Here is a 13,372-nt window from a genome sequence, read left to right on the forward strand (position 1 = left end):
TTTGCTAAAAATGAGAAAATTATAAAACACAAGTTTTTAACTCAAACCATCGCATTAGATTATTGTGTTATCAGTTAATAAAAAAGCCGCAGTAAAAACTGCGGCTTCAAGCTTAATATGCAATAGATTAATTATGCGTTTGCTTCTCGAGTCTCAATATAAGCTAATGCCATTTTGATACGCGTAATCACACGCTCTTGACCGATAAGGTTCATTACTGCATCAACAGAAGGTGATTGACCGCCACCTGTTACTGCAACACGTAGTGGCATACCGATTTTACCCATGCCGATCTCAAGCTCTTCACACACTTGAGCGATCACTTGGTGAAGCGCTTCGGTATTCCATTCAGTCAGAGCTTCAATCTTGCTCAGAGCCAGCATCAATGGCTCTTTCGCTACGCCACGTAGATGTTTCTTCGCGGCATCAGCATCAAACTCGGCAAAATCTTCGTAGAAGTAACGTGATTGCTGCGCTAGCTCAACCAGAGTATTGCAACGCTCGCCCACCAACTTCACCACTTCAGCTAATGCAGGGCCAGTCGCTTTGTTAATGCCTTGGTGATCAAAATGCCACTCAAGGTGTTTCGCCACATACTCAGGTTCTGAAGTCTTGATGTAGTGGTTGTTCAACCATAGCAGTTTGTCAGTGTTAAACGCTGACGCGGATTTGGAAATTGCGCCAAGGCTGAATAGGTTGATCATTTCATCGCGAGAGAAGATCTCTTGGTCGCCATGTCCCCAACCTAAACGCACTAAGTAGTTCAACAGCGCTTCTGGCAAGTAGCCGTCATCGCGGTATTGCATCACAGAAACTGCGCCATGACGCTTAGACAGCTTGGCACCGTCATCACCCAAGATCATTGCACAGTGTGCAAACGTTGGGATGGTTGCACCCATTGCTTTGTAAATGTTGATTTGGCGTGGCGTGTTGTTGATGTGGTCTTCACCGCGAATCACATGGCTGATACCCATATCAACATCATCCACGACTACACAGAAGTTATAGGTTGGAGTGCCATCAGTACGACAGATGATCAGATCATCCAGTTGGTCGTTACGGATTTCGATGCGGCCACGAATTTGGTCATCAAAAACTACGCTACCCTCTTTCGGGTTGCGGAAACGGATACAGCAAGGCTCGCCTTCTTTCGCTGCTTCATTTACCGCTTTGATTTTTGGATGATTCGCATCGTAGCGAGGCATCTCTTTGTTCGCTTCTTGCTCCGCGCGGATTTCATCCAATAGCTCTTTCGGGGCATAGCACTTGTAGGCTTTGCCTTCAGCCAACAGCTGATCAATCACTTGGTTGTAACGGTCAAAACGTTTGGTTTGGTAGTATGGACCTTCATCCCATTCCAAGCCTAACCAAGTCATGCCTTCAATGATGGCATCTACCGCCGCCTGAGTAGAGCGTTCTAAGTCAGTATCTTCAATACGTAGAACAAATTCGCCGCCTTGGCTTTTTGCATACAACCAAGAATAGAGTGCTGTACGCGCACCACCTACGTGCAGATACCCAGTTGGACTAGGCGCAAAACGAGTTTTAACCGTCATTTCAATTACCTTTGTGAGATTCTTTTGCTGAGTGCTCAGCATGCGAAATTTTGGGCGGTATTCTAACACCCGAGTTAGCGCGATGCTACGCACGATTTTCGGCAAATTCACACTCACCGAAATGAGTGCGAGAAGTAAGGGTTGACCTTACCTTAAGGTCAAGGTTTATCCTTGTTCTCATTCCAATGGGAGGAATGAAAATGAACTATTTTGCCTTACCTCTGCGTGGCCTAAATTGCATGGGCTGTGCTCGAAAATTGGAGCGCCAACTCAATCAAGATCTCACCGTCGAGATCGAAACGCTGACGCCAACCTCGATTGAACTACATACCAATGCCACCTTAAATGAGGTGCTCACCAGCATTGAATCGCTGGGTTATCAAGGCGGCACAGAGCAAACTTATCAGCTACAAGGTTTAAATTGTGGTCGCTGTGTGAATAAACTGACCACGCACCTCAGCGCGCAGGCAGAAATTGCCAAACTGCAAGTCAGTAAAGATCAGCTTTCGCTCGTCACAACCTTAACCGCAGAACAAGTGAAAGCGCTAGTGGCGGAAGTGGGCTATCAGGCTATAGAAGCAGAACAAGAATCAACATTCACGCCAACAGCCTCTATTAATGAGAAGAAAATCGACACGCCTGATGCTGAAAACTCCTCGAACACAGAACTAACTGAGGCTTCTAGCCAAACGCTCTCTCTTCTTATTAAAGGGATGACCTGCGCCAGTTGTGTGGCATCGGTGGAAAAAGCCCTGCTTTCTGTTGAGGGTGTACAAAGTGCACAAGTCAACCTCACAGAGCAAAGCGCCTTGGTGAAAGCCAATTTCGCTAATCCTCAACCACTGCTTAACGCCATTCAAAGTGCTGGCTACCAAGCTGAGATCTTGGATAACCCAGCGCAGCAACAAGCTAAACAGCAAGCGCAACTCGATGCTTTACAAAAAGAACATAAACAGAGTGCCTTATTGGGTATCGCTCTGGGTGCGCCTTTAATGCTGTGGGGCGTGTTTGGCGGCAACATGATGATCCGCAATAGTAGTGATCAAATGGTATGGGGTGGAATCGGCGTCATCTGTTTCGTACTGCTGCTCACCGCAGGACGCCACTTCTTTATTAATGCGTGGCAAGCACTGACTCATGGCAGAGCGACAATGGATACTCTCGTCGCATTGGGTACAGGGGCTGCTTGGTTTTACTCCATGCTCGTGGTGGCTTGGCCGCAAGCGTTCCCTGATGCGGCGCGTCATGTGTACTTCGAAGCAACGGCAATGATCATTGGTTTGATTTCGCTGGGTCATTACATTGAAACCAAAGCCAAAAGCAATACTAATCGCTCACTGCAAGCCTTGCTTAACTTACAACCACAGCAAGCGACGTTGGTGACTGAACAAGGCGATCAATCCATGCTGTCGCGGATATTCAACTGGGGATGTCACTACGCATCAAACCCGGAGAGCAAGTTCCTGTCGATGGTGTGGTCAGTACTGGTCACTCTTATCTGGATGAATCCATGCTCACGGGCGAACCCATTCCTGTTCTCAAAGAACAAGGAGCAAAAGTCGCGGCAGGTACTCTGAACCAAGATGGCAGTTTGGTGATCACTGCTACTGGCATTGGTTCGGAAACTATGCTGGCTCGTATTATCCAGATGGTAAGACAAGCGCAAAGCAGTAAGCCTGCGATTGCTCGTTTAGCAGACCAGATTTCGTCCGTCTTCGTCCCTGTCGTGGTATTCATTGCCATCCTGTCTGCCGCGCTTTGGTATCTGTATGGCCCTGATCCTAAAGCCAGTTACATGCTGGTCGTTGCAACGACTGTGCTGATCATTGCCTGCCCTTGTGCTTTGGGGCTTGCTACTCCGCTCTCCATTACCGTGGGTATCGGCAAGGCGGCAGAGATGGGTATTTTGATTCGCGACGCCAATGTACTGCAGACCGCAAGTCAGGTAGATACCGTCGTGTTTGATAAAACGGGGACTCTGACCTTAGGCAAACCAAGTATTCAATCACTGCATGTCATGCAGGGTGATGAAAACCAATTGCTTGCCTTAGCCTATGCCCTTGAGCAGCAATCTGAACACCCACTGGCTAAAGCGATCTGTGATTACGCGAAACAGCGCAATATTAGCCCAGTAGAGATCAGCCAATTCACTAACCAACGTGGGCGTGGACTATCGGCTGATTACCAAAATCAAACCGCGCTTGTCGGCTCATTGGCTTTTATGAAAGAGCAAGGCATTGATTTGTCTATGGCTGAATCGACTCTAGAGCAGTTTGCAGCACAAGCATGGACTCCGGTTGCAGTGGCTTATCGTGGCATGTTGCAAGGCGTATTAGCCATTGCCGATCCGATCAAACCCACCTCAGCACAAGCGGTACGTAAGCTCAATGAGCTTGGAATTCATACTGTGATGCTGACTGGCGATCATGCTTCGGTCGCGAATGCCATTGCTAAAGAGCTCGGTATCTCGCAAGTGATTGCGCAAGTACTGCCCGATCAAAAAGCGCAGCACATTCAAGCTTTGCAACAACAAGGCCGCAAAGTGGCCATGATTGGTGATGGTATTAATGATGCCCCAGCTCTGGCGCTTGCCGACATTGGTATTGCAATGGGTAGTGGCAGTGATGTGGCGATCGAGAGTGCACAGATGACACTTTTGAACTCATCGCCAACGAGTGTGGTCAGTGCGATTGAACTTTCTCAAGCCACCGTTCGCAATATGAAGCAGAACCTGTTTGGCGCATTTATTTACAACACGCTTGGCATTCCTATCGCTGCGGGTGTACTTTACCCGGCTTTTGGATTTTTGCTTAGCCCAGTTATCGCAGGGGCTGCGATGGCGCTCTCCTCCATTACCGTAGTCAGCAATGCGAATAGACTGCGCTGGAGCAAAATTTCTTTCGACCAACATTCTCAATGAGGTAAATCATGAAACGATCAATTATGACACTCGCCCTATTTGCAGCTTTTTCAGGGCAAGCGCTTGCCGTCGATGTAGTGAATCACAAATCACCTTACTGTGGTTGTTGCACCGAATGGACCAAACACATGGAAGAAAATGGTTTTACGGTTAAAGAAGTCCTGCATGACGACATGAATGGGATTAAGCAACAACTGGGGGTAAAACCAAAACTGGCCTCTTGCCATACCGCAGAGATCGGCGGTTATGTCTTTGAAGGTCATATTCCAGCGCAAGACATCAAAGATTTTCTGGCTAACCCACCAAAAAATGCAAAAGGGCTAGCAGTTCCTGGAATGCCTATGGGTTCACCGGGCATGGAATATGGTGATAAGAAAGACAGCTATGCGGTATACGCCTTTAATGAGCGCGGCCAAGTGTTTGAATACCGTTTCCATAAAGGAAACTGATCTCTCCTTTTTATCAAAGAGAATAGAGAGCTAGACACAAAGCGCTGTCTAATAACTTTTTCTTCTAGAAAAAAGACAAAAGAAAAGCCTCCGCATGCGGAGGCTTTCATTATCCATTCAGTGAAATGAGTGTTCGATTATTTTAGCGAAGTCACTCGGCTAGCACGCTCACCGCTGGCAGAAACAGAGCGAATCCAAACTTCTCCGTTCACTTTTGGTGCTTGTTTTGCGTCATAATCCAACCAAGTTTGACCATCCAGTGAGTATTGCAGCGTGACACCAGGGAACTGAACGTTCATGGCCAAATGACCGTTCTCGATCTTCGCTCCCGGAACTGGGAGGCGGTAATCAATACCTGCTTTCTCAAGTTTGGCCAGCTCACGTTGACCCAATACGTTAGCAAAGCGATTCCAATCCGCATTTAGAGCTTTGTCGTTGACTCGCTGAGTCTCCTGCGAATATTCCACGCCAGCTTTGTAAGTGTTTTCCCAATCCGCACGATGCCATGCACGCTCAGCGGCTGCGAGCACGCGAGGGAATACCATGTATTCATATTGCTCATCGGTACGTACGGTTTCAGACCAAAGCTGCGCAGACAGACCATAGAAAGGCTTACCTTTCACTTCGCCTTTACCACTGAAGCCATTGCCATCACGATCCAGTGAGGTTTCTGCGTTTTGTGGCAAGTTTTCCGGTGCAAAACCAAACATTTTACGTGTATCGGTCGCACGCGTTGCCCAGTAGTAGCCACGCTCTTTTGGATCAGCTTCATAAGGCATATCCATATACACGTAGTCAGGGTTAGAGATGATCACATCGTAACCTTTCTCAGCCCATTCATAGGCAGAAGCAGAACCGCCCCAGTACAGGACATCCCAGAAGTTCACACGCGTGTTCTCAGTCGCGAACGCTTTTTCACCTTCGCTGTATTTCAAGCCATCTTGCCATGCTTGGAAATTAGGAATGCCTTTCTCTGCCACCAGCTTAGAAACTTGCTCAGCAAAGTAGCTTGGTAAGTGGCCGAAATCACTCACTGCACCGCTCGCAATCAAGTTTTGACACTGCGGCGAACGCGCAAAGGGTTTGTCTTGCTTGCTCAGATCCAAGTTGCCTTTCCAGCTTACCGGCTCTTGAGTGTTGATATCTTGGAAGCCAGCGCCCAACTTGATGTTTTTCGCTTCGTCGCCACCAAAGTGCCACGTCGTCAAAGGCATACCTGCTGCTTGATGCATTGCCGCAATCTCAGAGATCACTTTATCCACAAAACGCTTTGACGAATCTAAGCATGGGTTGATAAAGCTCATGCGATCATAAAACTGTACTGTGGTGACGTTAGAGGTATCTTGCGGATCCAGCAGACGGAACTCATTGGCCGCCGCCTCATTGCCCTCTTGCATTAAACGTTGGTAACGCGCTTCCATGGAAACAACGGCAGCACGAGCGTGCGCTGGCATATCAATTTCAGGGATCACTTCGATATGACGTGCTTTCGCGTATTGCAGGATCTCTAGGTAATCTTGCTTAGTGAAATAGCCAGAGCCAAAGTTATCTGCATTTGGACCAGAACCCAATTGTGGCAATACACATTCCGTTTCGCTCGGGTCAAAACAACGTTGACTGCCGATGTCAGTAAGCTCTGGCAATCCTGGGATTTCAATACGCCAGCCTTCGTCATCAGTCAGGTGCAGATGCAGCTTATTCATTTTGTAAGCGGCCATCTGGTCTAATGTTGCCAGAATCGCTTGTTTAGAGTGGAAATTACGCGCCACGTCCACCATCACACCACGGTAATCAAAGCGTGGAGCATCGACGATTTCTACTTTTGGCAGTTGAGTCGCATCCGCCATATCGACTAGACCAAGCACCGATTGCATAGCGTAGAATGCACCCGCTTGGTCATATGCGGTAACTTTAATCGCCTTAGAGGTGATCGCTAAACGATAAGCACCAGATTTGGCCAGCTCACCTTTAAAAGATTTAGGATTGATAACAACTTGCGCTGGCATTACCCCTTTCAGGTTCACACCAAGCAGTTGCGCACGCTCATTGAGTGCTTTCGCTTGCTCACCTTCAAACGCTTTACTTGGCACTGCAATGCCTTTCGCGATAGAAACTGAACCTTTGTGGGTTTTCACTTGCAGCGGTGTTGGGATCAGTGCGCTGGAAACATCTTGCAAAGCGACATCGCTATTTTTTTCAAAACGAGACAGGGCTTGAGCAAACACATTGTTGTCGCTAGGAATGCGCTTGAGATTTTCGCCCTCTAGGCCAGACACAAAACTGTCCACATCTTCCGTGTTCAAAGAAGCAATCACTTTTGGCTCTGCATCAGGAGCTGTCACAAAAGCACGTGGCATAAAGTCAGTATCAAACAGAGTCCAGTACTCACCAATCAGCGGCAGAACCGCAGTTTCACCAGCGGCAAAACCATCAAATTTGTCTGTAGGTTCTAGCTTGTGCAAATCCCCGGTCACGCGGGTAACTTTAAATTGATCGTTATCTACATCGAGAATAATGCGAATGCTATGGAAATAGATGGCCCAATCTTTTGAATTGACCGCCTCACCACTGTTAACCAACGTCATATTGACTTGGTTACATGACGCCCACTCTGCTTCCAGAGTCTGACACGCTAACCCAGTATCTGCACCATGGTTGGTCACCACTTGATATTGGACATCCAAATTGTTCGCAAGTGTATTCACCACTTCTTGTGGTGATGATGAATTCAACGCGCAGCCACTTAATGAAGTGAATACCGCGATAGAGATAAGACTCTTCTTCAGCATAATAATTACCCTAAATTGATTCACGATGAGGATACTCAGCAAGCATCCAATCCCAAAACGACATCAGCCAATGGCTTTACCTAAAATTCAGGGAGTATTTAGCGAGACTTTTTTCTAAGCTCAAAATTAATCCTTTACGCCAGTGATCAACCTCAAACTTTACATTTTGAAAATGAATTAAATCCTTGTTTATCAAAAACATAAAAATAACGTCAAAATCGACAGTTCAGTTTTGACGAGATTTCCTAGAATTAAGATCACACTTCACACCTCTAATACCCCAATAAAAAGTGAGGATGATCACATGAGAAAAAATGTTAAATAAGTGAATAAGCTCGAACAAATCCACAAGATGTGAGCTTCATCATCATTCTCACTCCGTCAAATTCGTTAATTCACTGATAAAGTAACGTTTTTGTCGAACCATTGTGGAGTTCATACATTCAATGCGATGCCGAATATTTATCAGCTTATTATTGCTGTTTACTCAAACTCTTCATGCTGAACCGCTGTTCTGGTCAGCCACTAAAGGCACGACCCAATTATTAATCATGGGTTCATTGCATGTAGGGCGAGATGATCTCTACCCACTCCCGAAAGAAGTTGAACAAGCTCTGAAACACAGTGCTGGCCTAGTGGTTGAAACGGATATCCGTGCAGGTTCAGCCGCCGCCCCTGCCTCTTCGATGGTCAGTAGTGAACAAGTATTGAGTGATGAACAACTTTTTGTGTTAGATCGCATCGCACAACAGCTTGGGCTCAATAGTCAACAATTGCGCCAACTTCCACCTTGGTCTGCCAGTCTACTAATACAAATGCGCTTTTTTGCTGAGTTAGGTTATCAGGCTGAACGAGGTATCGATCTCTATTTCATGCATCAAGCAGAACAACAGCAAATTCCAGTACTGGGTTTAGAAACCTTGCAGTTTCAGCTTGATCTATTAGCAGGGTTACCTAATTCAGGTGAAGAGCTGCTGGTGAGTTTAATCAAGGATTGGGAAATCAATGCCAAGCTTACTGAATGCATGATTCAGAGCTGGAAAAATGGCGATCAGGACAAGCTATTAGAAGTGGCAAAGCTGAGTGAAATGTCGCCCGAATTAGAGCACAAAATGCTGATTGCACGTAATCAAGACTGGGCAGAAAAATTAAGCCAAACCAGTTTCTTGCCAGAGCAAGATAAGCCTTATCTGGTGGTCGTTGGAACTTTGCATTTGGTTGGTGAACAGAGCTTACTAGCCCAACTCAAGAAAAAGGGCTTTAGCATCAAACAGCTGAATCAAAACACTGAAGCGAAATGCTCATTTTTCTAGTGAATTTTCTGGTTAACGTTTTCTGAGCAACTTGGGGTCAATGACTTTACCCCTTAAAACGGCAATTTCCAGACAAAATTGGCAATGGCAGAAAGTAAAAAGGCCCCAGCATAAATGCTGAGGCCTTGAATATGGTCGGTGAAGAGGGATTCGAACCCCCGACCCTCTGGTCCCAAACCAGATGCGCTACCAAACTGCGCTATTCACCGGAACGCTGCGTATATTACTCGTCATTTCCGGAAACGCAAGCCCTTAAGCCAGACTTTCTTCGTGGTTTATATCGTTCGCTCAAAAGACCATCAAAGCACGTAAAAAATGTGACTCACAACTCAACATCGGAAACATATAAGTAACCTATGCAACACAATTGATCCAGATCAGTGCTGCAAATGTAGCCAGAATTTAACGTTAGCTCGTCTTCAACACTTTGGAGGAAACATGGACTTCTGGCTCGATCTTCTTTTTGGTAATGCAGTTGGACTCTCTTCAATGATAGTCATCTTGGGCGCTTTAGGTCTTATGCTGTTCTATGGCGGTTTCTTCATCTACAAAGTAATGAACGACAAATCTCCTCACTAGATCGCTAGCCTCTATTGAAAGATAGAAAAACGCTATGCACCGGAGCCGACTGCGTGTCTGCTCCGGTTTTTTATTGTGCATTCACACTCAACACGACTCTCCCTCCCCATCAACTCGGTGCAACTTGGTAAAGTACGAGTATATAATCACGTCCATGTGAAATAACTTTGATGTGCCGTTATGTCGCAAGATGATTTCGAACTGTTCCAACAAATGATGGGCGATGTAAAAACCATTACTCATGACACCGTTGAACTTAAAAAGACTCACCAAATCACCGAAGCCCAATTGGCTAAACGTGAAGCGGCGGTAAGTTTGGCAGACCATGATCCCGATGCTCTATCCGTTGATCATGCGCCTATGGTTAAACCCGATGATCTCCTCGAATTTAAGCGCGATGGAGTACAGGACGGCGTTTACCGCAAACTCAGATTGGGCAAGTACCCCATTCAGGCACGCTTAGACTTACATCGAAAAACGCTTAAAGAAGCACGCAGTGAAGTGATCCAATTTATTCGTCAATGCATGGCGATGGATATTCGCACCATGCTGATTGTGCATGGTCGTGGCGAACGTTCTACACCGCCTGCATTAATGAAGAGTTTTGTGAGCCATTGGCTGACCCAAATCAGTGAAGTTCAGTGTGCCCATTCCGCACAACGGCTGCATGGCGGCACTGGTGCCGTTTATGTATTACTGCGTAAAAGCCCAGAGAAAAAAGCAGAAAACCGCGAACGCCACCAGAAACGCCTTGGCTAAGCAGTCAAAGCTGCTAGAATGCGCGGATTTTGTGCAACCATCCGTTGTGAAACGTTAGGAGATTGTATGTCCCAACCTATTGAAAAACGCCTTAATAAATTCATCAGTGAAACCGGTTTTTGCTCACGCCGTGAGGCTGACAAACTGATTGAACAAGGCCGCGTAACCCTCAATGGCGCACAGCCTGAAGTCGGTAGCAAGGTCACAGAACAAGATGAAGTGTGTATTGATGGCAAGCCGCTACGCAGCAAAGAACGCCCTATCTATATTGCTTTAAACAAGCCAACAGGCATTACCTGTACTACGGAACGCGATGTTCCGGGGAACATTGTCGACTTTATTGATCACCACAAACGTATCTTCCCGATTGGTCGTTTAGATAAGCCGTCTGACGGACTGATCTTCCTAACCAATGATGGCGATATCGTGAATAAAATCCTGCGCGCAGGTAATAACCACGAAAAAGAGTATGTGGTACGGGTTGATAAACCTATCACACCTGAATTTATCCGTCAGATGGCATCCGGAGTGAACATCCTCGATACCGTTACTCTGCCTTGTAAAGTCACTCAGGAAACTCAGTATTCTTTTCGCATCGTGCTGACTCAAGGCCTCAATCGCCAAATTCGCCGCATGTGTGAAGCCTTGGGTTATGAGGTATTTAAACTGCGCCGAGTGCGAATCATGAACATCACTTTAGATGGGATTCCAAACGGTAAATGGCGTTATTTAAGCGAAGCAGAAGTGAATGAAATTCTGGCCATGTGTGAGGATTCAAGTGGTACGGAAGAAGCATCACGTGTCGCACAAAGTGGTGACAGCATTAAGCGTGCGACTGATGCCAAGCTGTTTGATAGTCGTGAAGCCAATAAAGAATCCAAAGCGCGCCGCAACCCAAAAACCTATCATGGTAAAAATGCGCAAGAGTTTCGTCATGCCCCCCAACTCAAAAAAAGCTCAGCGCCATCCAAAGAGCTCTCCATCAAACTCTTCGACAGCATCAAAACCAGCCTCGCGTCCAACCCCACGCACTGGCGGCACCTTGAGCCTAAGAAAGTCGAAATAATCTTGTCATGCCACATAGAACAGAAAAGGGAAGCCATACGCTTCCCTTTTTATTGATACAAATCCTATGTTTCGGTTGCGCTTTCTTATCACAGAGCCTTGTTAGGATTACTTAGTACCAAAAATCTTGTCGCCAGCATCACCAAGACCAGGAACGATGTAGCCTTTGTCGTTCAGCTTCTCATCGATAGCCGCTGTGTAAAGCTCTACATCTGGGTGTGCCTTTTCCAGAGCAGCAATACCTTCAGGAGCCGCCACCAGCACCAGAACTTTAATCTGGTTACAGCCTTTCTCTTTCAGCAGGTCGATAGTGGCGATCATTGAACCACCAGTTGCTAGCATAGGGTCAACCACTAGGGCAATACGCTCTTCAATGTTAGAAGCCAGCTTATTGAAGTAAGGCACTGGTTCAAGAGTTTCTTCGTCACGGTAAATACCCACTACGCTGATACGCGCACTTGGGATGTGTTCAAGTACACCATCCATCATGCCAAGACCCGCACGCAAGATTGGCACTACTGTTACTTTCTTACCTTTGATCTGATCCACTTGTACTGGACCATTCCAGCCTTCGATCGTGACTTTTTCGGTTTCAAAGTCAGAAGTCGCTTCATAAGTCAGCAGGCTACCAACTTCTGTCGCAAGCTCGCGAAAACGCTTAGTGCTGATATCGCCTTCACGCATCAGGCCAAGTTTGTGTTTTACAAGAGGGTGCTTAACTTCAACAATTTTCATGTCCAACTCCGGCTTCATTAATTTAAACCTGCGGATTATACACTTATTTTGTCGACTTTTCCGACTGTAAAACCGGATAAAAATCTTACGCAAACGTTTTCCTTTTTGTTTTAAGCCCTGTAGAATAGCGCCGTTTTCATATCCAACTAGACCGAGGAACTTCCCCGTGAGCGGTAATAATCCATCTCTCAGCTATAAAGATGCAGGTGTCGATATTGATGCAGGTAATGCACTCGTTGAACGAATTAAAGGCGCAGTGAAGCGCACCCGTCGCCCTGAAGTTATGGGTGGCCTAGGTGGTTTTGGCGCACTGTGTGAGCTGCCAACCAAATACAAACACCCAGTTTTAGTCTCTGGTACAGACGGCGTAGGTACCAAACTGCGTCTCGCACTGGATATGAAAAAACATGACACCATCGGTATCGATCTCGTCGCTATGTGCGTTAACGATCTGATTGTTCAAGGCGCTGAGCCGCTGTTTTTCCTCGATTATTACGCGACTGGCAAGCTGGATGTGGATACCGCAGCCGAAGTCATTTCCGGCATTGCCGATGGCTGTTTGCAAGCAGGTTGTGCGCTGATTGGAGGCGAAACTGCTGAAATGCCAGGAATGTACGAAGGTGAAGACTACGACGTTGCAGGCTTTTGTGTTGGCGTTGTTGAAAAAGAAGAGATCATCGACGGCAGCAAAGTACAAGTGGGTGACGCACTAATTGCGGTTGGCTCTAGCGGCCCTCACTCCAACGGTTACTCGCTGGTACGTAAGATTTTAGAAGTCTCTAAAGCCGATAAGAATGAGCTTTTAGCAGGCAAAACCATTGGTGAGCACTTACTCGCACCGACCAAGATTTACATCAAGTCAGGCTTAAAGCTGATTGCTGAACACGATATTCACGCAATCTCTCACATTACTGGTGGTGGTTTCTGGGAAAACATTCCACGCGTACTGCCTGAAGGTACTAAAGCGGTGATCGATGGTAAGAGCTGGGAATGGCCAGTAATTTTCCAATGGCTACAAGAAAAAGGTAACGTGACCACTCACGAAATGTACCGTACTTTCAACTGTGGTGTAGGTTTGATCATTGCTCTGCCAAAAGATCAAGCAGATGCAGCCGTCGCTCTACTCCAAGCGGAAGGCGAAAATGCATGGGTGATCGGCGAAATCGCAGCAGCTAATAGCAACGAAGCACAGGTAGAGATCAACTAA

The 13,372-nt window shown here is 46.6% G+C and carries 8 protein-coding genes, 1 tRNA gene and 2 pseudogenes; 7 read left to right on the forward strand and 4 right to left on the reverse strand.

Translation table 11 applies throughout. The features are described from left to right. Positions 1 to 131 precede the first annotated feature (131 nt). Positions 132 to 1,556, reverse strand: a complete 1,425-nt coding sequence (gltX, locus tag D908_RS17385) for a glutamate--tRNA ligase (RefSeq protein ID WP_005522352.1) — start codon at positions 1,554 to 1,556, stop codon at positions 132 to 134. 200 nt (positions 1,557 to 1,756) lie between these two features. On the opposite strand from gltX, the pseudogene copA reads away from it, so the two are divergent. Together copA and D908_RS17380 are read left to right on the forward strand one after the other, a co-directional pair. Next, a pseudogene (gene copA, locus D908_RS0118790) lies at positions 1,757 to 4,476 on the forward strand (copper-translocating P-type ATPase CopA). 8 nt (positions 4,477 to 4,484) lie between these two features. Next, on the forward strand, positions 4,485 to 4,925 hold the full coding sequence (locus D908_RS17380) for a DUF411 domain-containing protein (RefSeq protein ID WP_000830505.1): 441 nt from the start codon (positions 4,485 to 4,487) through the stop codon (positions 4,923 to 4,925). A gap of 137 nt (positions 4,926 to 5,062) precedes the next feature. Here D908_RS17380 and D908_RS17375 read toward each other — a convergent pair whose 3' ends face one another. After that, the gene (locus D908_RS17375) at positions 5,063 to 7,714 is read right to left on the reverse strand and encodes a beta-N-acetylhexosaminidase (RefSeq protein WP_005522353.1); all 2,652 of its coding nucleotides are present in this window, start codon (positions 7,712 to 7,714) and stop codon (positions 5,063 to 5,065) included. A 446-nt stretch (positions 7,715 to 8,160) separates the two neighbouring features. Here D908_RS17375 and D908_RS17370 point away from each other — a divergent pair, with 446 nt between their 5' ends. Further along, the gene (locus D908_RS17370) at positions 8,161 to 9,027 is read left to right on the forward strand and encodes a TraB/GumN family protein (protein WP_005522354.1); all 867 of its coding nucleotides are present in this window, start codon (positions 8,161 to 8,163) and stop codon (positions 9,025 to 9,027) included. Between the two features lie 132 nt (positions 9,028 to 9,159). Here the strand turns inward: D908_RS17370 and D908_RS17365 are convergent. Then, positions 9,160 to 9,236 (reverse strand) — tRNA-Pro (locus tag D908_RS17365). Positions 9,237 to 9,465: 229 nt separating this feature from the next. Between D908_RS17365 and D908_RS17360 the strand changes: the two genes are divergently transcribed. From D908_RS17360 to rluF, 3 genes and pseudogenes are all read left to right on the forward strand, one after another. After that, positions 9,466 to 9,606: a DUF3149 domain-containing protein gene (locus tag D908_RS17360; protein ID WP_000348346.1), complete on the forward strand. Its 141-nt coding sequence runs from the start codon at positions 9,466 to 9,468 to the stop codon at positions 9,604 to 9,606. 180 nt (positions 9,607 to 9,786) lie between these two features. Beyond that, positions 9,787 to 10,365: a DNA endonuclease SmrA gene (gene smrA, locus D908_RS17355; protein ID WP_000076081.1), complete on the forward strand. Its 579-nt coding sequence runs from the start codon at positions 9,787 to 9,789 to the stop codon at positions 10,363 to 10,365. Positions 10,366 to 10,431: 66 nt separating this feature from the next. Next, positions 10,432 to 11,431: pseudogene (rluF, locus tag D908_RS17350) on the forward strand (23S rRNA pseudouridine(2604) synthase RluF). A gap of 107 nt (positions 11,432 to 11,538) precedes the next feature. Here the strand turns inward: rluF and upp are convergent. Continuing rightward, positions 11,539 to 12,165, reverse strand: coding sequence for a uracil phosphoribosyltransferase (upp, locus tag D908_RS17345; protein ID WP_000706206.1), 627 nt, complete (start codon positions 12,163 to 12,165; stop codon positions 11,539 to 11,541). 166 nt (positions 12,166 to 12,331) lie between these two features. Here upp and purM point away from each other — a divergent pair, with 166 nt between their 5' ends. After that, entirely contained in the window at positions 12,332 to 13,372 is a 1,041-nt protein-coding gene (gene purM, locus D908_RS17340; protein ID WP_000016419.1) for a phosphoribosylformylglycinamidine cyclo-ligase, read from the forward strand.

Origin of the sequence: Vibrio mimicus CAIM 602, assembly GCF_000338875.1 — a bacterium.
Taxonomy (GTDB): Bacteria; Pseudomonadota; Gammaproteobacteria; order Enterobacterales; family Vibrionaceae; genus Vibrio; species Vibrio mimicus.